Consider the following 20,902-nt stretch of genomic DNA (forward strand, 5'->3'; position numbering starts at 1 on the left):
GTGCCCTGGCGGACGAGCTCAAGGGCGAGCGAGGTGCCGAACCTGCCCAGCCCGATCACCACCACCGGGTCGTCTCTCCTGTCAGCCAACGATGATCCGCTCCTCGGGAAGCCCGTGCCGACGGGCGCGTTCCTACAGGACAAGCGTGGCACCGATGACGAGGAGACCGGACGTCGGCTCTATCCCGCGTACTCCAGGAGGACCCGGAGCTCACCCGCCTCGGGAACGCCGAGTTCCTCGTAGAGGGCCAGCGCCAGCCGTCCGTGCTCGTCCACCTGGTCGTGGTCGCCGAGCCGCCAGTGGGTCCACGCCAGGTCGGCCAGCGCCCGCGCCTGGACCTCGCGGTCGCCGAGCGTACGGCTGCGCTGGAGCACCAGGGCGTACAGGGTGAGCGCGTCGTCGTGGTGCGCGTACCGGTCGAGATAGGGCCGTATCACCAGGGACAGCAGGCTGAGGCAGATCTCGGGACCGTGGACGGCCGTGGCGATGATGTTGGCGCGCTCGGCGTCGAGCCAGGCGAGTGCCTCGACGGCGTCGCGGACGGGCGGGACCGGGGTGGCGGGCCGTGGGACGCCCTCCCGCTCGGCGACGCCGTACGGGAAGAGCCGGTCCATCGCCGCGCGGGAGCGGTGCAGGTAGTAGGCGAGCAGCCGCATGACGGCGCCGTCGTCCTCGGCGATCGAACGCGCGTGCTCGCGGAGCAGGTCGTGGAAGGTGTACCGGCCGGGTTCGAGCTGCAGGAGCATGTGGGCGTCGAGGAGACTCTCAAGGAGGTCCTCGGCCTCCTCCTCCGGGATCCCGGCCAGCGCCGCCGCGCCGTACGCGTCGATGTCACGGCCGGGCACCAGTCCGAGCAGGCGGAACATGTGCCGTTCCCGCTCGTCCAGCTGCTCGTAGGAGAGGGCGAAGGCGGCCGAGACGCCGTCCAGGAGCCTGCGGTGGTCGCGCAGCCGTTCGGCCAGGTAGGCGACCGTCCAGCGCGGGCGGTGCTGGAGGCGGGCGGCGGCGATGCGGATGGCGAGCGGGAGGTACCCGCACAGGCGCAGCGTCTCGCCTACGGCCTCCGGCTCGCGCCGGGCGCGTTCCCCCACGATCCGCCCGAACAGTTCGGTGGCCTCCTCCTCGTCGAGCACCTCGACGGAGAGCGCGTGGGCGCCGTCCAGTTCGACGAGCCGCCGCCTGCTGGTGACCAGGACGAGGGTGTCGGAGTGTCCCGGCAGCAGGGGCCGTACGTGCTCGGCGTCCGCGGCGTCGTCCAGTACGGCGAGCACGCGGCGACCGGCCAGTTCGGCACGCCAGAGGGCGCCGCGCTCCGCCGGTGTGACCGGGATGCTCTCCGCGGGCACCCCGAGCTGGCGCAGCAGGGCCTCAAGCGCGGCGGCGGCGTCGACCGGTTCCCGGCCCGCGGTGTGCGCCCCCAGGTCGATGAAGAGCTGTCCGTCCGGGTAGCGTCCGGCCATCCGGTGGGCCGCGTGGACGGCGAGCGTGGTCTTGCCGATCCCGGCCATGCCGTCGATCGTGACGACCGCCGCTCCACGGCGTTCCCCCACGAGCCGCTCCACCTCAGCGACCCGTCCGGAAAGATCGGAGAAATCGGGAATGTCGTAGGGCAGGAAGGTCGACCGACGGGCCGGAGCCGAGGCCTCGGCAGCCGGGCGAAGGGACGGATCGTCCACCAGAACCGCCCGCTCCAGTTCGACGAAGGCGTGCCCGGGGTCGAGCCCCTGTTCCTCCGCGAGAGCCGTACGGTAGGCGCGCGCGGCGGCCAGGGCGTCGGCCTGCCGTCCCGACCGGTGCAGGGCGAGGACGAGATGGCCGTTGAGCCTCTCGCGCAGCGGGTTGGCGCCCACCTGGGCGGCCAGCTCGTCGAGCAGGTCGTCGTGCCGCCCCGCGGCCAGCCCCTCCTCGGCCAGGCGCTCGTAGGCGGAAAGCCGCCGGTCGTTCCACAGCTCCCTGACGCCGCAGACGTAGTGCGCGTGCACGTCCTCAAGCGCCTCGCCGTGCCACAGGTCCAGGGCCTCGCGCAGCGCGCCCGCGGCCACCAGCTCGGTGAACTCCCCCGTGTCGACCTGCCCCGGCTCGGGCCGCGCGACATAGCCGCCCGCCCGCGTCTCCAGCAGCTGTACGGCCCCGGCGGCGCGCAGCGCCTTGCGGATCACGGTGATCGAGGCGTGGATCTGCGACCTGGCGGTGTCGGGCCGGTCGTGGCCCCACATCGCGTCGATCAGCCGCTCGATGCTGATCACCCGGTCGGCGTTGAGCAGGAGATAGGCCAGCACGGCCCGGTGACGTGGGGCGATGTCCGGCAGCGGGGCGCCGTCGACGGTCATCCGAACGGGACCGAGCAGGGTGAAGCGCAGCATCGTCCCCCCATCACCTCCACATCGCGAGTGCATAGCGAATCTATCAATACGGACATCCATCCTGATCTCACACCAACCGCAACGGAAGGAACGAGGAACACCATGGAAGCCCGTATGAAGAACCCCGCCTCGATCATCCCCGGCGTCATCAAGCCGATCCAGGAGCTGATCCAGGCCGCCCAGTCGCAGGGCCTCCCCCAGGAGCTCATGGAGATGATCCACCTGAGGGTCAGCCAGATCAACGGCTGCAGCTTCTGTGTGGACGCCGGTCTGAAGAACCTGCGCAAGCTCGGGGAGAACGAGGACCGCATCGGCCTGGTCGTGGCCTGGCGTGAGGCGCCGTACTACACCGACGCCGAGCGGGCCGCGCTGGAGCTGGCCGAGGCCTCGACCCGGCTGGCCGACCACTCCGACGCCGTCCCCGACGAGGTCTGGGACAACGCCGCCGACCACTTCGACGAGAAGCAGCTGGCCTCGATCCTGCTGATGATCGCCGTGACCAACCTCTTCAACCGGCTGAACGCCCCAATCCGCCAGGTCGCGGGCAGCTGGTAACCCCCACTTCCGAAGGAGAACAGACATGTCCGTCGTCCGCTCGCACCGCTACCACGTCGCCGACAACGACCTTGAGGAGTTCCTCTCCCGCAGGGGCGCGCTGATCGAGGCCGTCAGGCAGGGGCACCCCGGCCTCACCCACGCCGTGCTGATCCGGCTTGAGGACGGCGTCTACACCGACACCTGGCACTGGGAGAGCGGTGCGCAGATGGGCGCCGCGTTCGCCTCCCTGCCCACCATCGCCGAGGCCCCGCTGACCATGGCCCTCACCTCGGACGCCACCGCCCTGAACGGTCAGGTCGTCGACGAGCGCTGAACCCGGCCCCGGGTGAGGAGCGTCCCCTCCTCGACCATCCGCTCGACCGCGAGGGCCGGGTCGATCAACGCCTCCGGGGTGTACAGGCCCGGCGCCACGGGGTCTCCGCGCAGGCCGAGCAGCCGTTCGACGCCGAGGGCGACGCCGAGCGCGGTCAACGGCCGCTGCCCCAGGGGGTGCGTGATGTGGTGGGTCACGTCGAGCGGCGTCCCCTCGGGGCCGGTCCCCTCCAGGTCGATCCTGACCTCGACGGAGGCCGGTCCGCCGCGTCGCCTGCCCGAGGACTCGCCGACCACGAAGTCGAAGCGGACGTTCGGCGCGCCCGTCGCCAGCGCCAGGCTCGGCACGTCGGGGATGGCGACCGTCTGGCCGGGCAGTACGGTGCCGTCGGCGGTGAGCACCTCCACCTGGGCCTCCTGGCCGTCCACCCAGGTGAAGACACCGTCACGGCGCACCAGCCCCGCCGAGGTCGCGGCCATCAGGCGTTCCATGTCCTCGACGGCGGCCGGACCGCCCCCGTCCAGTTCGTCCAGCACCAGCGCGACCCTGACGGTGTGGAGCCGGTGGAACTCGCGGGCCAGCTCCAGCGCCGCGAGGACGACGAGTCCGGCGCAGCCGTGGCTGGCCAGCAGGATCGGCGCGGCCGAGGCCCGCTGTGCGCCGGCGAAGACCTCCGGCGTGAGGTCCACCAGGCCGTTGGAGATGCTGAGGTACGGCAGCCCGCGTTCCTGCGCGTAACGCAGCCCGTTGAGGTGGGAGTCCCACACCGTCGCGACCACCGCCGAGCACTCCTGGCCGTCCGGCAGGCCGAGGTCGTCGCGCCGCAGGTCGAGGGGGACGGCCGTGGCGGTGCCGAGTTCGTCGGCGACCCGCCGCGCGCGGCCGGGATCGCGGCCCGCGACGGCCAGCGGCAGCGCCGGGTACCACCGCCGGAGAACGGCCGCGGTGCCCGCGCCCGCCTGCCCGGAGCCGCCCATGATCAGTACCGGTTCCATCGGGTTTCCTCCCGTACGGCTAAGCTACGTTTTGTAGACTACACGTTGTAGCTTAAGCTGGGACCGCGACGCAAGAGGAGGACGATGGCCGCATCACCGACCCGCCTGTCCAAGCAGGAGAGACGGGAGCAGTTGCTGGAGACCGCCCTGGCGGTCGTGCGCGTCCAGGGCGCCGACGGCCTGACCCTGCCCACCCTGGCCGAGGCCGCCGAGGTGAGCAGGCCGATCGTCTACGACCACTTCGGCACCAGGAACGGCCTGCTGACCGCGCTCCACCGGCGGCTCGACGAGCAGCACCGGGCCGCGCTGACCCGCGCGCTGGGCGAGGCCCCGCCGACCGGCCCCGAGGTCGCCCACGTCATGAGCGCGGCCTACTTCGCGTGTGCCACCGCCATGCCGGAGTTCAACGCCGTCACCGCCGCCCTGAAGGGAAACCCGGAGATGGAGGTGATCCAGCGCGAGATGCTCGACGACTACACCGACCTGATGGCCACCGCGCTCGCCCCGCACTCCGCCCTCGGCGTCCGGGCGCTCCGGCTGCGCTGTGTCGGCGTGCTCGGCGCGGCCGACGCGATCGCCGCCGAACTCAACCACGGGCGGACGACCCTCGACGACGCCGTCACAGCGCTGACCGACCTGATCGTGAGCGCCCTCTCCCAGCCCCTTCCTCAGGTCTCCCAGGCGCGGTAGACGGCCGTCGCGATCCGGACGAACGACCTGACCAGCGGGTTCGCGTCGCCCGTCCGCCACGCCACGACCACACGACTGGGCGCCATGTCGGCCAGCGGCACCACGGTCAGCTCCTCCGGCGGGGTGTGCCCGAGCGGGGACATCCCGACCGTGCCGTTCCAGAGCACCGCATGCAGGCACTCCTGTACGGCGCGCACCACCGGACCCTCCCGGGGCTCGCCGCCGTTCCAGTAGGTCCGCCAGAGCGGATCGACGCCGTCGGGGAACTGGAACCAGCGCCGCCCCGCCAGGTCGGCCAGGCTCAGCCGGTCACGGCGGGCCAGCGGGTCGTCGGCGCGCAGCACCGCGCCGACCGGGTCGGCCCGCAGCTCACGCGCCGTCAGACCGGTCTCGTCGAACGGCCCGCGCGTCAGGGCCACATCGACCAGCCCGGCGCGCAGCCCGCAGGTCGGATCGGTCAGGTCGGTCTCCCGGACCCGGATCTCGACGTCCGGGTGCCTGCGGCGGTACGCGGCGGCCAGCCGGGTCGCGCCCCGGTCGGTGCCGTCGCCCAGGATGCCGACGGTGACGGTCGCGGCCCCCGCCGCGGCGGCCACCCGCACCCGTACCCGCTCCGCCTGTTCGAGCAGGACGCGCGCCTCGTCGAACAGCACCGCCCCGGCCGGGGTGAGCCGGACCCCCGAGGGGGAACGGTGGAACAGGACGGCGCCGACGTCGGTCTCAAGCCGCCTGATCGCCCGGCTCAGCGGCGGCTGGCTCATGTGCAGCCGGGCGGCCGCCCGGCCGAAGTGGAGTTCCTCGGCGACGGCCACGAAATACCGCAGCGTGCGTAGCTCCATGACCGGCGACGATACCCGCAGGGCATCGCCGCCACCCAACAGGACTTGGACCGCGAAGGCCTCACAGCGCTGCAATCAGGACATGACCCACGAACCCATACCCGACCCCGTCGTCCAGGTCTCCGGCGCCCAGGAGATCGCCCCCGGCCTGCTGGTGATCCCGAACCACCGGGCCGGGCTCGTACCCAACATCGGCGTCATCGGCGGCACGCGAGCCGTACTGGTCGTCGAGACGGGTATCGGCACCGCCAACGCCGAGCAGGTCCTCGCCTTCGCCTCGGAGGTGGCGGCGGGCCGCAGGCTGTACCTGACCACGACGCACTTCCACCCCGAGCACGCCTTCGGCGCGCAGGTGTTCTCCGGCGAGGCCACCTACCTGGTCAACCGCGCCCAGGCCGACGACCTCAGGACCAAGGGACAGGGCTACCTGGAGATGTTCCGCGGCCTGGGCGAGACCGTCGCCCGCCGCCTGGACGGCGTCACGGTGCCCGTCCCGGACCTGGTCTACGACGACGCCCACGACCTGGACCTCGGTGGTCGCACCGTACGGCTGCGCCCGACCGGCCGGGGCCACACGAGGGGCGACCAGGTGGTCGAGGTGCCGGACGCCGGTGTGCTGTTCACCGGGGACCTCGCCGAGACCGGGCAGTTCGCCATCTTCCCCTGGTTCCCGCCGTACGACACCGACGTCTCCGGTGTGGGCTGGCTGGCGGTGCTGGACCGGCTGGCCGCCGCGGGCCACAGGACCGTGGTCCCCGGTCACGGCGACCTCGGCGGCCCCGAGGTGCTCACCGGCGTCCGCGACTACCTGCGCGAACTGCGTGCGGAGACCTGGCTGCGGCGCGACTCGGCGGCCAGCGAGGCCGAGATCGTCGCCGAGGTCAGGGCCCTGCTCGTCGAACGGCACCCCGAGTGGACCGGCCACGAGTGGATCGAACGGGGCGTCGGCTGCCTGTGCGCCGAACACGCCGAACACGCCGGGCACACGGAACACAGGGGGTCCTCGGCGCACGCCGGGTGACCTATCGGGCCGTGAACCTCCGGGAGGAGCGGACCCGGCGGCCGAGCAGGGCCAACAGGGCGGCCATGACCACGCCGACGGCCGCCAGGCTGATCCGGTCGGCCACCGTGTCGGCGTTGGAGACCAGCCCGAAGGCCGTGTGGGCGACCAGGGCCCCGGCCGCCAGGGCCAGGCTGTGCCCGTCGGTCCACAGCCCCCCGGCCGTCCAGCGGCGCAGCAGCCACCCGGCCCCCACGGCCAGTACGGCGGCGGCCGTCATGGGCACCGCGACCCACCCGCCATGGGTGAAGAAGGGCCGGGTCGCACCCCCGAAGGGGAACAGCAGCGCCAGGTACCCGAAGACCACGACCACACCGAACACCCCGGCCACAACGAGCCCAGGCGGTCCAGCCGGTCCGGTCGGCTTTGCCGGACCGGTCAGCCCAGTCGGTTTTGCCGGTTTTGCCGGACCGGCCAGTCCGGTCGGTTCGGTTGGTCCGACCGGGCCGGTCGATCCGGTCGATCCGGTCGGGAAGACGCCTGTGGGGAACCGCAGCCGCAGGCCCGCCGCCGTCAGCAGGGCGACCACGGCCGCGCATCCGGCCAGGACCGCCGCCGGAGCCCGGTATCCGGGGTCGATGCTCGTCACCACGGTCACCCGCAGCAGCAGCGCGCCCAGGACGAAGACCGTCCCGGCCGGCCAGAGGCCCAGCCTGCCCAGGTAGGGCCGGTCACGCAGCGAGGGGAAGACCAGGTCGGTCAGCAGGATCGGGATCACGGCGCTGAAGACCGCGTGGTAGGGGATCTGCAGCTCGGCGTAGGCGCTGTTCAGGCCCAGGATTCGGGGCGCCCACCCGGCGGCGCCGTACATCGTGGGGCTGCTCAGCGCCTGCAGGGCCAGGCCCTCCTCGACGACGCCGTAGGCCGCGCCGAGCAGCAGCACCCCGGCCCAGCCTGTCCCGGCCCGCCGTACCAGCTCGCGCACCAGGACGGTGCCCGCGCCGTAGATCGGGATCCACAGCAGCAGGATCCACGCCATGCGGAGCGGCGGGTTACCGAGGGTGAACTCGGCCACGAGCGGTGTGACCACCGCGAGCAGCAACGCGGCCCGGCGGCCGCCTTTCCGGTTCGCTGTCATACGGCGATCGTGTTCCGCGCCTCCCCTCCGGGGCCTGTGCCTCCGGGCCTGTCCGTGGCAACCCGGGTGAGGAGTCGGCGGCGACCTCGGACCCACCCGTGGCAACCCAGGTGAGGGAGCGGCGGCGACTTTGGTTGCTGCCCACGGCCGATCCCCCCGATTACGCTGAACGCCCGTGATGGCAGACGTACGGCCCGGCCCCGCCAGGACCACCTGGGACCGGGCGACGCGGGCGGGCGGCCTGGTCTGCGCGCTGGCCTCGGCGGTCGCGGTCGTGTGGGGCGAGCTCGGCGACACCTGGCTCCCCGTCGACGTGGCCGGTGGCGTGGTGGCGTGCGCCGCGCTGTGGCTGGCACGCCGTCGGCCCGCCACCATGGCGCTGGTGGCCGTGGCCATCTCGGTGCCCGCCGCCTCGGCGTCGGTCGCGGCGGGGGTCGCGACGCTGACGGCGGCCCTGTACCGGCGTTCGGCCGTCGCGGTCAGCGTCGGTGCCGCCTGGACGGCCGCGACGCTGACGCGCTTCTGGATCCGGCCGCCGGGGCTGGCGCCGTACCCGGTGTGGGCCCTGGTCGCGGTGCTGTTCGGGGTGGCGCTGACCGGGTGGGGGATGCTGGCGCGGGCCCGCCGTCAGCTCGTGCTCTCGCTGGTCGAACGGGCCCGCAGAGCCGAGGAGGAGCAGCGGCGCCGCGCCGAACAGGCCCGCCACGCCGAACGCCTGGTCATCGCCCGTGAGATGCACGACGTGCTGGCGCACCGCCTCTCGCTGCTGGCGCTGCACGCCGGGGCGCTTGAGTTCAACGCGAAGGCCGACCCTGCCGAGGTGGTCGAGGCGGCCTCGGTGGTGCGCGCCAACGCGCACCAGGCGTTGCAGGAGCTGCGCCAGGTCATCTCGGTGCTGCGCGAGGCCCCCGTCCTGGCCGAACTGGACCTGCGGTCCCTGGTCGAGGAGGTACGGCGGGCGGGCGCCCGGGTCGAGTCGCACGACGGCGGAATACGGCTGCCCGACCTGCCGGGCGCCACGGCGCGGGCCGCCTACCGGATCGTCCAGGAGGGCCTCACCAACGCCCTCAAACACGCGCCGGGACGGCCGGTGGCCCTCCACCTCGACGGCGCCCCCGGCCGGGGACTGACCGTCGAGGTCCGCAACCCCGTCGAAGCGTCCGACCCCACCGAGGGACCCTTCCCAGGCTTCCACGACGAGAGGTCCCTGCCCGGCGAAGATGCCTTTCCCGGCTCTTCTCGCTTCCCTGGCTTTCCCGGTTCACCTGGTTCTTCCGGCTTCCCCGGTTCACCTGGTTCTTCCGGCTTCCCCGGTTCACCTGGTTCTTCCGGCTTCCCTGGTTCTCCTGGTTCATCTGGTTCACCTGGTGCTTCCGGCGAGGGTGCCGGGCTGGCCGGGGTACGGGAGCGGGCCGAGCTGGCGGGCGGCCGGGTCGAGCACGCCGGAGTCGAGGGCGAGGAGTTCCACCTGACGGTCTGGCTACCATGGCCGGCATGACGGCCATACGCGTACTGGTCGTGGACGACGACCCGCTCGTCAGGGCGGGGCTGACGCTGATGCTCAGGGGCGCCGACGAACTGGTCGTGGTCGGCGGGGTGGCCGACGGCGCCGACGTCGGGTCCGCGGTCGACACCCACACGCCCGACGTGGTGCTCATGGACATCCGGATGCCGGGCCTGGACGGGATCGACGCCACCCGGCTGCTCCGACGACGGCCCGCCCCGCCGTACGTCATCATGCTGACCACGTTCGACGCCGACGAGCACGTCTTCGGCGCCCTGCGCGCCGGGGCCGACGGGTTCCTGCTCAAGGACACCCCGCCGGAGGGCATCGTGGACGCGATCCGCAGGGTCGTGGCCGGTGAGCCGATCCTGTCCCCGAGCGTGACCCGGCGCCTGATCGCCCACCTGGCGCCGGAGACGGACGACCGCCGCCGTGACGACGCCGACCGGCTGCTGTCCAGGCTCAGCGACCGCGAACGCGAGGTCGCCGCCGCGGTCGGCCGAGGCATGTCCAACGGGGACATCGCCACCGAACTCCACATGAGCGTCGGCACGGTCAAGGGCTACATCTCCAGAATCCTCACCAAGACCAACCTGGACAACCGCATCCAACTCGCCCTCATAGCCCACGACGCTCCTCGTTAGGACGCGCTCCCCCTCCCCGGGGCGTAGCCATGACCTCGTGACTCCGCGCTGGAAACCGCTGTCTCAGTCGCCCTGGGACCAGGCGGCGACCGGGAGGGAGAGGTAGACGCCGAAGTCGGTCAGGCCGGTCGCGGCGGCGACGGCCTCGTGGAGGCCGTCCACCCGTTCCTGCCGGTCGGTTGCCCTGCTCTCGAACCACTTGGACCTGATCTCGATCACCACGTCCAGGCCACAGCGGTCAAACGGCCCCAGCGCCCGGAAGCGGATCTCGACGTCGCCCGGCTGCAGGTCGCCGTCGTACGGCTCCTCAGGACACTCGACGGCCACGGACACCAGGTGCGGCAACACCTCCCCGAGCTCACGAAGCTTCGTCTCGGCGATGTCCGGTCGATGGGTGACCTCAACCAAAGGCATCAGAGCACCTTATTCTTTTGCGACGCCTTCGGCGTCGCGGGCTCGGGCGCTTCGGGTCGGTGTCTTCCCTCGTCACTCCGTCGCTGCGCTCCTGCGTTCCTCAGTCCAGACACCGACGCGCCCAAGCCGACACCCCTCACGCACGGCGCCGGTACCCCAAACCCTTTTCCCGGGGGGTTGGTGTGTTCAGGCCGGGTTCCTTGTGATGTGGCCGGGTGGCGGAACGGGAGAACCCCCTGGAGGCCGGTTGGGTTCATCCGGCGTTGAGGAGGGCCTTGATGTCGCTTTCTCGGTAGCGACGTTGGCGGCTGGGAGTTCTCGCCGAGGGGCTACGACCGGTCAGGGGGTGTCAGGTAGGAGGCCAGGGTGCCCCGGTTGCGTTGGAGGCCGTCGATGCGTTCGTCCATGGCGGCCAGTTCGCCGTTCAGGATGTCCCACAGCTCCGCGCACCAGTCGAAGTCCGGGCGTTCACCCCGCGCGCACGGCAGCACGGAACGGATCACCTCGGTGGACAGACCGGCCTTCAGCAGGGCGCGGATCTGGCGCACCGTGACCACGGAGTCCTCGTCGTAGTGGCGGTAGCCGTTCGTCCCCCGGCCGGTGTCGAGCAGCCCCTGCTCCTCGTAGTAGCGCAGCGAGCGCGGGCTGGCCCCGGTTCTGCGGGACAGCTCCCCGATCAGCATGTGCCCCTCCCGGCGGGTTGACCCTTCCACTGGTGTGAAGCCCTAACGTCGCCCCAGGAACGGACATTCCACACACGTCTGGAGCGACACATGTCCTCTTTCGTTGTTCACCGTGACGGCCACGAGGCGAGCGCCGAGGAGCTGGCGCCACTCGCCTTCGCGGGCTACGCCCACTTCACCGCCATGCAGGTGCGCGAAGGACGGGTCCGGGGCCTCGACCTCCACCTGGAGCGGCTGAGGGTCGCCTCGATGGAACTGTACGGCCGGGCCCTGCCTGACGACCGGGTGCTGGCGGGTCTGCGGACGGCACTCCGGGCCGGTCCGGCCGACCTGTCGCTGACGGCCACGGTCTACTCCCCCGCGGGCGAGTTCACGCGGGCGGAGGCGGAGCCCTCGCTGCTGGTGCGCACCGGTCCTCCCGCGACCGCCCCGCGCGGACCGCTCGCCCTGACGGCGGTCGGGTACGAACGGGTGCTCCCGGCCGTGAAGCACGTCGGCGAGGTCGCCAAGACGTACTTCCTCCGTCAGGCCGTCGAACGGGGCTTCGACGACGCCGCCTTCGTCGACCGCCGGGGACGGCTCAGCGAGGCGTCGATCTGGAACCTGGCCTTCTGGGACGGTGCCGCCGTGGTGTGGCCCGACGCCGAGAAGCTGGGCGGGATCACGATGGGGATCGTACGGCGCCGCCTTGAGCGCCTCGGTGTGCCCCAGCGCGTCCAGGAGATCACGCTCGACGACCTGCCCGCGTTGGCGGGGGCCGTGGTCATGAACTCCTGGTCACCGGGGATCGCGGTACACCGGATCGGCCCCGTCCCCCTGCCGGAGGCACCTGACTTCGTCGAGACACTCCATCGGGCCTACCGTTCGGAACCCCTCACGGCACCCTGAGGTTGTGTTCCCGGCATGCTCCTGTCGTGTCAGGAAATAATGGCGTGTGACGGAAAGGGGCGGCATTTGGCGACTCAGGGGGACCGGCTGCCGGTGGCTCCGGCCGATCCGCACCGGCCGCGCGTCGCCAGGGTCACCCAACCGCCGACCGTCGGACCGGAGAGGTGAGAAAGGCCCGCGCGCCGCGGCGGCCTGCGGAGATCCACGCCGCCGGGGAGCAGGTGTTCCGGTTCTTCCCGGACGGCGTCGTGCTCGACGTGCTGGTGAAGCCCGCTCCCGGCCCCGAGAAGGGGCGGGCGATCGCGACGTGGCTCAACCGGGACTCCCCGCTCGGGGGCGTCCATGTCGCCCGCTACGACCTGCGCGACGGAGTCGTCTCCTTCACCACGCGAAGCCACTTCCTGGACGGAGCCGTCGAGGCGCGGGGAACCTGGCGCGGGGGACGGCTCGTCCTCGATCTGCGTGAGGCGGGCCGTACTCGGACCGGTGTGGTCTTCACCCGCATCTGGCCCGCCTGAGCGGGGCACGCCGTGAACGGGGGCGTCGCGGGCAGGAGGGCGGTCGCCGAAGCGGTGTCCCGGGGCACAGGGCGACCGCGGCGGTACGGGGTCACGTCCGGACGACGGGTCACCCCAACCAAGGGAATCATCCCGGCCGGGTGACCGGGAACACGTCAGGTCAGTGGAGAGGACGCCCCGGCCGTACCGACCGGCGACACGTCCGTCCATGGCGGCCGGCTCGGCGGCACCTCAGCCGCCGATCCGAGCGGGCCGCCGACTCATCGTGACGACGATGGCGGCCGTGACGTAGAACCCGTCCGGACTGATCTGCGTCACGCCGTTGAGACGAACCTCCCGTACCACGGCCATGGCGGGTGCTCTCGACGCCGCCGGGGACCGGTGAGCCGTCCGGGAGATGGGGGCCGGACGGCGGCCTTCCTATCGTTGCGGTAACCGAGGGGGGCGGGGTTAGCGTCTGGACACGTCCAGCGAGACCAGGCGAAAGGGATGTGCGATGAGCAGGATCGTGGTGTTCGGGGCCAGAGGCAACGCGGGCAGGAGGGTCGTCGCCGAGGCGGTTTCCCGGGGGCACGCGGTGACGGCGGTGGTGCGGGACCCCGGCAGGCACGAGGGGGTACGGGGTCACGGTGTCACGCTCGTCGCGGGGGACGTGACCCGGGCGGAGAGCGTGGCGGCCGTGGCGGCCGGGCACGACGCCGTGATCTCCACGGTCTACCGGGCGGACGTGCCCGCGGACGAGTTCTACACCTCGGCCGCCGACGCGCTGGTCGCGGGTCTTTCCCGGGCGGGTGTGGAGCGGCTGGTCACGGTCGGGGTCGGCACCGCCCTTGAGGTGGCGCCCGGGGTGGCGATGCACGACACGCCGGACTTCCCCGAGGAGTACCGGCGTTTCTCCGTCGGGCACTCGTCGGAGATCGCGATCCTCGCCGGGAGCGGGCTGGACTGGGTCGTGGTGACCCCGCCTCCGGTCTTCCTCGACGCCCAGGCCGAGCGCACCGGGGTCTACCGCGCCGGAGGCAACGCCGTACTGCCGGCCGAGACGTTCTCCTACGCCGACCTCGCGGTCGCGCTGGTCGACGAGGCGACCGAGAGGCGGCACACCCGCGCGGTGGTCGCGGTCGCCTGACCCGAAAGCCCGAAGCACCCGAAGCACCCGGAACCCCGGAACCCCGGAACCCCGAAGGACGGGAGGGTCAGACGGCGGCGTCGTAGGCCTCGCGGGCCGCCTCAAGCTCCGTCAGGTGCTCCTCGGACCACCGGCACCAGGCGTCCATCGGCCCGAGCAGGGACCGCCCCAGGTCGGTCAGCTCGTACTCGACCCTGGGCGGGACGCCGGGGTAGGCGGTGCGGGTGACGAAGCCGTCACGCTCCATCGCCCGCAGCGACTCCGTGAGGACCTTGGGGGTGATGCCCCGCAGCGGGACCTGGAGTTCGGAGAAGCGCCGCCGCCCCGGCTCCAGACAGACCATGATCTTGAGCGCCCACTTGTTGTGCATCCTCATCGGCGGGACGATGTTCCGGCAGCCGGCGAACATGTCCGGATCAAGTGGTTCGCTCATGTCCGTCACACTACTCAGGCCACCATGCTCTGCTCGTCCAGCTCGGTCAGTTGCACGGTGCACAGCCCACCGCGTTCGGTCCTCACGTCGGTCACCTTGAGCTGCGTGCCGGGGGTGAGGATGAACTCCTCCTCGCCGGTGAACGCGGAGAACGCCCGGATGCCCACGGCCCGGGTGGGACGCACCTCGAAGAGCGTCCGCTTGCCCCGGCTGCCCAGGAAGCCCCTGGCGACGTCCAGCTCGGAGGTGCAGGAGGAGACGCCCCACCATGTCACCGTACGGCCGAGCGGATACTGGGCCCGCAGGTCGAGTGAGACGCCGCGCCACAGCGGTTGCCGGTGGGCCGGCAGGTTGGAGACGGCCGCGAACAGCAGGCGCAGGTACGGCAGGTAGGGGACGATCCGGGTGCGGTCGGGGTCGCGCAGGGTGGCGTTGATCCGCCGGTAGAAGTCCGACTCGCAGGTGTAGAGGTACAGCGCGGCGGCCTCCTCCGCGGACAGGACACCCGCCTTCCGCGCGCCGAACTCGTGCGCCCGCCGTACGTGCCCGCCGAGGCCGGACAGCAGTCGTTCGACGGGTTCGACGGCCTTGAGGAAGTCCATGAGCGGGGTGTCGAAGACGCCGGTGATCGCGGGCAGGAGCAGGCCCTCGTCCTTGACGCTGGCGAGCCGCTCCAGATAGAGCTGGTGGAGTTCCATCGTCGAGGCGATGAACTCCCCCATGCGGCCAGCGGTCTCACCTCCGGCGGCCGTGTTCCACCCCTTGCTGGGCAGCCAGTCGATCTCGTCGGTGCCGAGTGCCCTGAGGGCGTTGTTCACCGCGCCGAAGTGGTCGCCGTCGCAGAAGATGTCACCCTGGGCCGCCGGGTTGGGATGGTCGATGTGCCAGACCGTGACCTCGGGATACTTCCTCTCCAGGCGCTGGACGACCGCCTTCAGGTTACGGGCGTGTGCTCCCCACCAGGCGAAGACGATGCCGCGGTCCTCCTCGTCCTCGGCGTCCCGCTTGGCCTTGAGGATCTCCTCGACGATCGTCTCGACGACGGGCTTCCAGAACCCGGTGTGCCTGGCGGTGCCCATCGCCCCGTCGCCGCTGACGGTCAGGGCGGCGTTGAGCAGCAGCACGCCCTGGGTGAGCATCGCCTGGAACCACTCCGGCGGCTGTACGGTCTCGTGCTCCTTGAGCAGCGCGCGGATGTCGGCGATCGGTGTCTTCTTGGGGATGCCGTACTTCCACATGGCCGCCGCCTTGATGATGCAGCGGATGCTCACGACCTTGCCGAACTGGCTGTCGCTCCAGTCGTGGAAGGTGTTGTCGAACATGGCGATGCCGGTGGCGCTCTCGGCCCTGGGATAGGGGTTCTGGCCGAAGACGACGACCTTCCACCTGTGCGGCGGGTTGGGCTTGAGGGCCTGGAAGGTCAGTTCCCGCACGGGCACGATCTGCGGGTCACGGTTGGGGCCGATGAACTGGTCGCGCCCGGGTTGCTGCTCGATGACCGGCTTCAGGAGCGGCAGCCAGTCCTCGCCCCCGGCGAAGAGCTCGACCAGGGCCAGCGGGTCGTTCGGGTCGGGCGGGGTCTTGCCGTCACTCATCGTGAGCTCCTGGTCAGCGTGCCGTACGGACAACGGATGGGGCGGATTGGGGGGAATTGTGCCGTCTGGAAGCCCTGGGCGCGATCTCCGGGACGGCCTCACCAAGCATGATCCAAATTGTCAGTCCAGCAGGATATTTTTGGATATGTCGGAAAGAACCTCCTGCGACTGGAGCACATCCATGGCCGTCGAACACGTGAAGTCACCACTCAGGGTCGTGCTGACGGACGTCAACACCGAGGTGGTGCAGTCGTGGCTGGCGGCGTTCGCCGACACCCCCGAGATCGACATCACCAGGGGGTCGATCCTCGACCAGAACGTCGACGCCTGGGTCACCCCGACCAACTCCAAGGGCCGGATGGACGGCGGAGTGGACGCGGTCATCAAGCGGCACCTCGGGGCGGGCATCCAGCTCCGGGTCCAGCGGGCGATCAAGGACGAGTTCGGCGGGACGCTCCCGGTCGGCAGCGCCGTGTGCGTGCGCTCCGGGGCGGTCACCCCGAAGTTCCTCATCTCGACGCCGACGATGACCCGTTCGGCGCAGGACGTGAGCGAGACGCTGAACGTCGCACTGGCGTGCGCCGCCGCCTTCCAGGCCGTCCACATGCACAACAGGAACGAGCCCGGCGCCATCACCTCGGTCGCGCTGGTCGGCATGGGCGCGGCCACCGGCCAGGTCCCCGCCCGGGTCTGCGCCAACCTGATGTGGACCGGCTACACCCTGTTCAACGACCACTCCTTCCAGGACTACGACGACCTGCGCGAGACGGTCGTCAAGCAGCTCGACGGCATCGACGAACGCCCCGAGGAGCGGGTACGGATCGTCCCGCCCGGGCGCCGCTGACGCCGAGGTGCCGGGCCGTACACAGAGAAATGCCAGGAAGGCTGGGTAACGTGCCTCGCCATGAACTGGCAGCGCACGGTCAGCAAGGCCCTGGTCAGGGTCACCGGATTTCAGCTCAACCGGGTGAGGGACGCCCCTGAGGAGGAGCGGGAGCCGATACGGCCTCCCGCCGACCCGGTGACCGACCGGCTGCTGACCGCGCCGATCTTCGTCCTGTCCCCCGTCAGGTCGGGCTCCACGCTGCTGCGGGCGCTGCTCAACGCCCACTCCATGCTGCACGCCCCGCACGAGCTGCACGTTCGCAGGCTGAGCGTGGACTTCGGCACCTCACTGTCGAAGCGGGCGATGGAGGCCCTCGGCCACAACGGAGCCGACCTGGAACACCTGCTGTGGGACCGGGTCCTGCACCGGGAACTGGTCCGCAGCGGCAAGTCCTTCATCGTCGACAAGACACCCGCCAACGCCTTCGCCTTCGAACGCATCGCCACCTGCTGGCCCGACGCCCGCTTCGTCTTCCTGCTGCGGCACCCGGCCTCCATCGCGAAATCCTGGCACGAGGCCGGCCCCGAGCGCCGTACGCCGCAGGAGGCCGCGCTCGACGCCCTGCGCTACATGAAGGCCGTGCAGCGGGCACGGCGGGCGCTCGACGGCCTGACCGTGCGCTACGAGGACCTGACCGAGAACCCGAGGCGGGAGACCCGGCGTCTGTGCGACTTCCTCGGCGTCCCCTGGGAGACCGGGATGCTCGAATACGGGGAGCAGGAGGTGCTCCAGAAGGGCCTCGGCGACTGGAAGGACAAGATCCGCTCGGGAAGCGTGCAGCCGGGGCGTGCCCTCCCGGCCCCCGACGAGGTCCCCGAGGCGCTGCGCCCGATGGCCGTCACCTGGGACTACCTGGCGGCCCCGTGAGAGTCCGCTACCTGCTCCTGCACGCCTACGGGATGGGCGGCACGATCCGCACCGTGGTCAACCAGGCCAACGCGATGGCGCGGGCCGGGCACGAGGTGGAGATCGTCAGCGTCGTACGGCGCCGCGACGCCCCCCGCTTCCCCATCGACCCCCGGGTGCCGGTCACCGTCCTGGCCGACCAGCGCGCCGGGATACCCCAGGACTCACTGGGCCGCAGGGCCTGGCGGAGGGTCCGCGGGAAGGTCGTGCCGCCCGGCGAGTTCGCGGCGGCCTACTTCACCGAACGGGTCGAGAGGGCCGTCGCCGACTACGTCTCCTCCCTGCGGGACGGCGTCCTGGTGACCACCCGTCCCGCGCTGAACCTCATCTCCGCCCGCCGTACCCCCAGGAGCGTGGTCCGGGTCGCGCAGGAGCACATCAACCTGGCCACCCACCCGGAGACCGTCCGGCGGCAGATCTCCCGCCACTACGGCAGGCTGGACGCGGTCGCGACGCTCACCGGGACCGACCGCGCCGACTACCAGGCGCTGCTGCCGGACACCCCGGTCGTGCGGATCCCCAACGCGATCCACCCCCTCGACCGGGCGCCGTCCCGGCAGGACGACCGCCTGGTGGTGGCCGCCGGGCGGCTCGTCCCGCAGAAGGGCTTCGACCTGCTCGTCCCGGCCTTCGCCCAGGTCGTACGGCACCGCCCCGACTGGCGGCTGCGCCTGTACGGCACCGGCCAGGGGAAGGCCGCGTTGCGCGCGCTCGTCAGGGAGCACCGGGTCGGCGACAACGTCACCCTGATGGGACGCAGCGACCGCCTCGACCGGGAGCTGGCCCAGGCGTCGGTCTACGCGCTCAGCTCCCGCTTCGAGGGACTTCCGATGGTGATGATCGAGGCCATGGCCCACGCCCTGCCGGTCGTCGCCTTCGACTGCCCGACCGGCCCGCGTGACGTCCTCACCGACGAGGTCGACGGGCTGCTCGTACCTCCGGGGGACGTGGACGCCCTGGCCGGGGGGCTGCTGCGGCTGATCGGCGACCGCGAGCTACGGCTGCGGATGGGGGCCGCGGCCGTACGGACCTCCCGGGACTACTCCCCGGAGGTCGTGACGCCGATGTGGGAGCGGCTGTTCGCCGAACTCCTGGGCCCCGCCCGGCACTGAGTCCGGCTTTCCCGCGTCCGGGCCGTACCCGGAGCACGGGGCCGTCACCACGGGCAGGTCACACGCCTCCCCGGTCGTTCAGTTTCACCGCCATCTCGCGGGCGAACTGGCCGAGCCGTTCCTTGGGCAGGGCGCCGCACAACTCGTTCAGCAGCGCCGTCACGACCGAAAGCTCCGCCCTGTCCAGCAGCGCGAGCCGTTCCCCGGTGCCGTTCTTCTCGATCCAGGCGCGCAGCTGGGCCTCGTGGTCGTCCCGGGAGATCGGTCTGCCGTCGGCGCCACGGGCCATGGAGGTGACCGGCGGGGCCACGTTGCGGTCGTACAGCCCGGCCCGGCGCCCCGCCCGGAGATACCAGGCCGCCTCCGTCGCGGCCCGTTCGCGTTCGCCGTCGGTCAGCTCCTCCCACGCCGGGTGGGACGTCCCCTCGTTGAGGAGTCTGTGGCGTGTCGCGGCGAGCTTCTCGGCGTGCCCGCGTTCGGTGTCGTCGGCGTAGTGGAAGGCGATGGGCATGCTGGTCCTCTCCGCCAGGAAAACCTGGCACCGGTCCTGGCGCAGCAGGGGCGCGGTTCTCCGCCCAGCATCCCAGAGGATTCGGCGGACACGGAACCGCGGTGTCCACGGGCCGGACTCCGGCGGCTCATCGGCCTGTGGTCACACCTCCGCCGTCTGGTCGTCGGCCCAGAAGTCGAACAGCTCGTCGGCGCTCAACTCGTCGAAGGGACGGTCGGGAGGAACCCGTCCGGTCACCAGGACCCACGTCGTCACCAGCAGCGCCAGCAGCCGGTCGTCCTCGGGGTCCCGGCCGGGGGTGCGCACGAAGGTATGGGAGATGTCTACGCGCGACATGGACTCGCCTCCATGAGGGGTAGGCGGGAGGGTTCCCCCAACCCTCCGCCCCCCGAAGCCCGGCCGCCACCATTCCAAACATCTCCGGACGGATCCGGAAAGCCCCTCCTCCATATCAGGCGGCCGTCGTTCCACAGCCGGCTGACTCCTTCCACGGTCTCCGAACCCGCGAAGAATCCACGTTTCCCGCGCCCTCGCGCACTGGATCCCACGAACAGGCTTCGTAGATCATGAAGGGTCGGAATCCGTACCGGTTGGAGTCACTGTGGCCCTGAAAGAACGGTCTTCGATGAGTTCGATCGGCGCACCGGGGGTTCCCCTGATCGGTTCGCTGGCGGTCGTCGCCCTTTTGCTCCTGTACGGGGTGAGCTACCCCGGCGGTGTCTCCCTCTGGGTGCTTCCCGTTCTCCTGGTGGCCCTCGTGCTCGGAGTGATCTGGTTCGGCCGCCTCGTCGCCAGGCTTCTCAACCCGGTGACCCGGCCGGACGTCAGGAGGAACCTGCCGCGCTGGGCGGCGCCGCCGGCCATCGGGCTCCTGGTCCTCGCCCTGGTCATGGCGGGGGAGCCGGCGAAATCCAGGTTCGCCCTGTCCGAGCAGGCCTTCGAAAGGGTCGCCCGGTCGGCGGTGGCGGGGGACGCCGACTGGAAGACGAGGTCCGGAACGCTGGGGTCGTTCGACATCTCCTGGGCTGAACGGCATGGAAACACCGTGCGCTTCGCGCTGGCCGGTGGCGGCGACGTCATCCACGCCCACGGCCTCATATGGAGCCCGTACGGGGAACCCCCGTTGCCGGAAGAGGAGGAATACGAACCCCATGTCGAGCACTACTACGGCCCCTGGTATCTCTGGGTCGAGTCCTTCTAGCTTCTTCATGCTCGGCGTGTAGCCCTGTGGTCCGGCCTGCGGGGAATTCGGTCGACGGGTTTTTTCGGCCCCGCCACGCCGATGGGAGAAATCCACATAGAACCGCTGAGTTATTACCGTCGACACGTTCGGTGCGGCTGTATACCGTCCGAAGGGAAACGCCAGATACGCGTATGAGGGAGGACCATGAAACCGATCGGGCTCGTCCTCGGCGCCGTGGTGGTCCTGGCCGTTCCGTTGCTGGGAACTCCCCCCGCGCACGCCGACGGCTCCTTCGACTGCTGGTTCGGACAGCGGCAGCAGGAGCAGGGCGGTTACGCGCTGGACGCGTGGAGCTGCGACGGCACCGGCTACGTCGACTTCACGGTCACCGTCAGATCCGGGGCGGCGGCGGACACCTACCACTGCGGCTGGGGTTTCCCCTGGAACGGCACCCTGGGCGCCCACTCCTGCTCGATCACCGGGAGCGGAGCGAAGAAGGCGTCGTGACCTCCGCCGCGGCCGCGTGACCGACGTCCGCACCGCCCGACGCGCCCACGTGGCCCGGCGCGACCCTCCGCCGAAACGGCGCCTCCGGCCCGC

General features: G+C 71.3%; 24 protein-coding genes. 14 read left to right on the forward strand and 10 right to left on the reverse strand.

All coding sequences use genetic code 11. The features are described 5' to 3' along the window. Window positions 1-179: 179 nt before the first annotated feature. On the reverse strand, window positions 180-2,363 hold the full coding sequence (locus ABZ463_RS37500; protein ID WP_362784050.1) for a BTAD domain-containing putative transcriptional regulator: 2,184 nt from the start codon (window positions 2,361-2,363) through the stop codon (window positions 180-182). A 102-nt stretch (window positions 2,364-2,465) separates the two neighbouring features. On the opposite strand from ABZ463_RS37500, the gene ABZ463_RS37505 reads away from it, so the two are divergent. Together ABZ463_RS37505 and ABZ463_RS37510 are read left to right on the forward strand one after the other, a co-directional pair. Next, on the forward strand, window positions 2,466-2,918 hold the full coding sequence (locus tag ABZ463_RS37505) for a carboxymuconolactone decarboxylase family protein (RefSeq protein ID WP_352015374.1): 453 nt from the start codon (window positions 2,466-2,468) through the stop codon (window positions 2,916-2,918). A 25-nt stretch (window positions 2,919-2,943) separates the two neighbouring features. After that, entirely contained in the window at window positions 2,944-3,234 is a 291-nt protein-coding gene (locus ABZ463_RS37510) for a hypothetical protein (RefSeq protein WP_362784053.1), read from the forward strand. On the opposite strand, the gene ABZ463_RS37515 is transcribed toward ABZ463_RS37510, so the two are convergent. After that, window positions 3,213-4,229 (reverse strand): hypothetical protein, encoded by a 1,017-nt coding sequence (locus tag ABZ463_RS37515; protein WP_362784055.1) that lies wholly within the window; start codon window positions 4,227-4,229, stop codon window positions 3,213-3,215. The two genes, ABZ463_RS37510 and ABZ463_RS37515, sit on opposite strands and share 22 nt — an antisense overlap. Before the next feature lie 84 nt (window positions 4,230-4,313). Here ABZ463_RS37515 and ABZ463_RS37520 point away from each other — a divergent pair, with 84 nt between their 5' ends. After that, window positions 4,314-4,919, forward strand: a complete 606-nt coding sequence (locus tag ABZ463_RS37520) for a TetR/AcrR family transcriptional regulator (protein WP_362784058.1) — start codon at window positions 4,314-4,316, stop codon at window positions 4,917-4,919. On the opposite strand, the gene ABZ463_RS37525 is transcribed toward ABZ463_RS37520, so the two are convergent. Next, window positions 4,898-5,758, reverse strand: coding sequence for a LysR substrate-binding domain-containing protein (locus tag ABZ463_RS37525; protein ID WP_352015378.1), 861 nt, complete (start codon window positions 5,756-5,758; stop codon window positions 4,898-4,900). The two genes, ABZ463_RS37520 and ABZ463_RS37525, sit on opposite strands and share 22 nt — an antisense overlap. 82 nt (window positions 5,759-5,840) lie before the next feature. On the opposite strand from ABZ463_RS37525, the gene ABZ463_RS37530 reads away from it, so the two are divergent. Next, a complete protein-coding gene (locus tag ABZ463_RS37530) occupies window positions 5,841-6,779 on the forward strand; it encodes an MBL fold metallo-hydrolase (protein WP_362784062.1) in 939 nt (312 codons plus the stop codon). 1 nt (window position 6,780) lies between these two features. Here ABZ463_RS37530 and ABZ463_RS37535 read toward each other — a convergent pair whose 3' ends face one another. Beyond that, window positions 6,781-7,896, reverse strand: a complete 1,116-nt coding sequence (locus ABZ463_RS37535) for a hypothetical protein (protein WP_362784065.1) — start codon at window positions 7,894-7,896, stop codon at window positions 6,781-6,783. A gap of 178 nt (window positions 7,897-8,074) precedes the next feature. Here ABZ463_RS37535 and ABZ463_RS37540 point away from each other — a divergent pair, with 178 nt between their 5' ends. Both ABZ463_RS37540 and ABZ463_RS37545 read left to right on the forward strand, forming a co-directional pair. Next, on the forward strand, window positions 8,075-9,394 hold the full coding sequence (locus tag ABZ463_RS37540; protein WP_362784214.1) for a histidine kinase: 1,320 nt from the start codon (window positions 8,075-8,077) through the stop codon (window positions 9,392-9,394). Next, window positions 9,391-10,044, forward strand: a complete 654-nt coding sequence (locus ABZ463_RS37545; RefSeq protein ID WP_362784067.1) for a response regulator transcription factor — start codon at window positions 9,391-9,393, stop codon at window positions 10,042-10,044. Before ABZ463_RS37540 ends, ABZ463_RS37545 begins: the two co-directional genes overlap by 4 nt. Before the next feature lie 63 nt (window positions 10,045-10,107). On the opposite strand, the gene ABZ463_RS37550 is transcribed toward ABZ463_RS37545, so the two are convergent. Further along, complete coding sequence (locus ABZ463_RS37550; RefSeq protein WP_362784070.1) at window positions 10,108-10,458, reverse strand: hypothetical protein; 351 nt, start codon at window positions 10,456-10,458, stop codon at window positions 10,108-10,110. A 329-nt stretch (window positions 10,459-10,787) separates the two neighbouring features. After that, entirely contained in the window at window positions 10,788-11,141 is a 354-nt protein-coding gene (locus ABZ463_RS37555) for a MerR family transcriptional regulator (protein WP_362784073.1), read from the reverse strand. Window positions 11,142-11,231: 90 nt separating this feature from the next. Between ABZ463_RS37555 and ABZ463_RS37560 the strand changes: the two genes are divergently transcribed. The 3 genes from ABZ463_RS37560 to ABZ463_RS37570 all read left to right on the forward strand — a co-directional run bounded on the left by ABZ463_RS37560 (window position 11,232) and on the right by ABZ463_RS37570 (window position 13,676). Beyond that, window positions 11,232-12,029, forward strand: coding sequence for an aminotransferase class IV family protein (locus ABZ463_RS37560; RefSeq protein WP_362784076.1), 798 nt, complete (start codon window positions 11,232-11,234; stop codon window positions 12,027-12,029). Window positions 12,030-12,193: 164 nt separating this feature from the next. Further along, the gene (locus tag ABZ463_RS37565) at window positions 12,194-12,547 is read left to right on the forward strand and encodes a hypothetical protein (RefSeq protein WP_362784079.1); all 354 of its coding nucleotides are present in this window, start codon (window positions 12,194-12,196) and stop codon (window positions 12,545-12,547) included. Between the two features lie 496 nt (window positions 12,548-13,043). Further along, window positions 13,044-13,676 carry an NAD(P)H-binding protein gene (locus ABZ463_RS37570; protein ID WP_362784082.1) on the forward strand — a complete coding sequence of 211 codons (633 nt, stop codon included), beginning with the start codon at window positions 13,044-13,046 and terminating at the stop codon, window positions 13,674-13,676. Window positions 13,677-13,743: 67 nt separating this feature from the next. On the opposite strand, the gene ABZ463_RS37575 is transcribed toward ABZ463_RS37570, so the two are convergent. Together ABZ463_RS37575 and ABZ463_RS37580 are read right to left on the reverse strand one after the other, a co-directional pair. Then, window positions 13,744-14,109, reverse strand: coding sequence for a helix-turn-helix domain-containing protein (locus ABZ463_RS37575; protein ID WP_352015387.1), 366 nt, complete (start codon window positions 14,107-14,109; stop codon window positions 13,744-13,746). A 14-nt stretch (window positions 14,110-14,123) separates the two neighbouring features. Then, on the reverse strand, window positions 14,124-15,704 hold the full coding sequence (locus ABZ463_RS37580; protein WP_362784086.1) for an ADP-ribosyltransferase domain-containing protein: 1,581 nt from the start codon (window positions 15,702-15,704) through the stop codon (window positions 14,124-14,126). 181 nt (window positions 15,705-15,885) lie between these two features. On the opposite strand from ABZ463_RS37580, the gene ABZ463_RS37585 reads away from it, so the two are divergent. Genes ABZ463_RS37585 through ABZ463_RS37595 form a run of 3 tightly spaced genes read left to right on the forward strand, consistent with a single transcriptional unit; the run spans window position 15,886 to window position 18,608 of the window. Continuing rightward, window positions 15,886-16,548 (forward strand): macro domain-containing protein, encoded by a 663-nt coding sequence (locus ABZ463_RS37585; protein WP_362784088.1) that lies wholly within the window; start codon window positions 15,886-15,888, stop codon window positions 16,546-16,548. 60 nt (window positions 16,549-16,608) lie between these two features. Further along, window positions 16,609-17,457, forward strand: coding sequence for a sulfotransferase (locus ABZ463_RS37590; RefSeq protein ID WP_362784091.1), 849 nt, complete (start codon window positions 16,609-16,611; stop codon window positions 17,455-17,457). Continuing rightward, window positions 17,454-18,608 (forward strand): glycosyltransferase family 4 protein, encoded by a 1,155-nt coding sequence (locus ABZ463_RS37595; protein WP_362784094.1) that lies wholly within the window; start codon window positions 17,454-17,456, stop codon window positions 18,606-18,608. The genes ABZ463_RS37590 and ABZ463_RS37595 overlap by 4 nt, the downstream gene beginning before the upstream one ends. 58 nt (window positions 18,609-18,666) lie before the next feature. Here ABZ463_RS37595 and ABZ463_RS37600 read toward each other — a convergent pair whose 3' ends face one another. After that, window positions 18,667-19,119, reverse strand: a complete 453-nt coding sequence (locus tag ABZ463_RS37600; protein ID WP_362784097.1) for a hypothetical protein — start codon at window positions 19,117-19,119, stop codon at window positions 18,667-18,669. Between the two features lie 141 nt (window positions 19,120-19,260). Continuing rightward, the gene (locus tag ABZ463_RS37605) at window positions 19,261-19,455 is read right to left on the reverse strand and encodes a hypothetical protein (protein ID WP_352015393.1); all 195 of its coding nucleotides are present in this window, start codon (window positions 19,453-19,455) and stop codon (window positions 19,261-19,263) included. Window positions 19,456-19,744: 289 nt separating this feature from the next. Here ABZ463_RS37605 and ABZ463_RS37610 point away from each other — a divergent pair, with 289 nt between their 5' ends. Together ABZ463_RS37610 and ABZ463_RS37615 are read left to right on the forward strand one after the other, a co-directional pair. After that, complete coding sequence (locus ABZ463_RS37610) at window positions 19,745-20,320, forward strand: hypothetical protein (protein ID WP_362784100.1); 576 nt, start codon at window positions 19,745-19,747, stop codon at window positions 20,318-20,320. A 186-nt stretch (window positions 20,321-20,506) separates the two neighbouring features. Next, window positions 20,507-20,809, forward strand: coding sequence for a hypothetical protein (locus tag ABZ463_RS37615; protein ID WP_362784103.1), 303 nt, complete (start codon window positions 20,507-20,509; stop codon window positions 20,807-20,809). Window positions 20,810-20,902: the final 93 nt, after the last annotated feature.

This window comes from Streptosporangium sp. NPDC020145 (genome assembly GCF_040631275.1).
In the GTDB taxonomy this organism is placed as follows: Bacteria; Actinomycetota; Actinomycetes; order Streptosporangiales; family Streptosporangiaceae; genus Streptosporangium.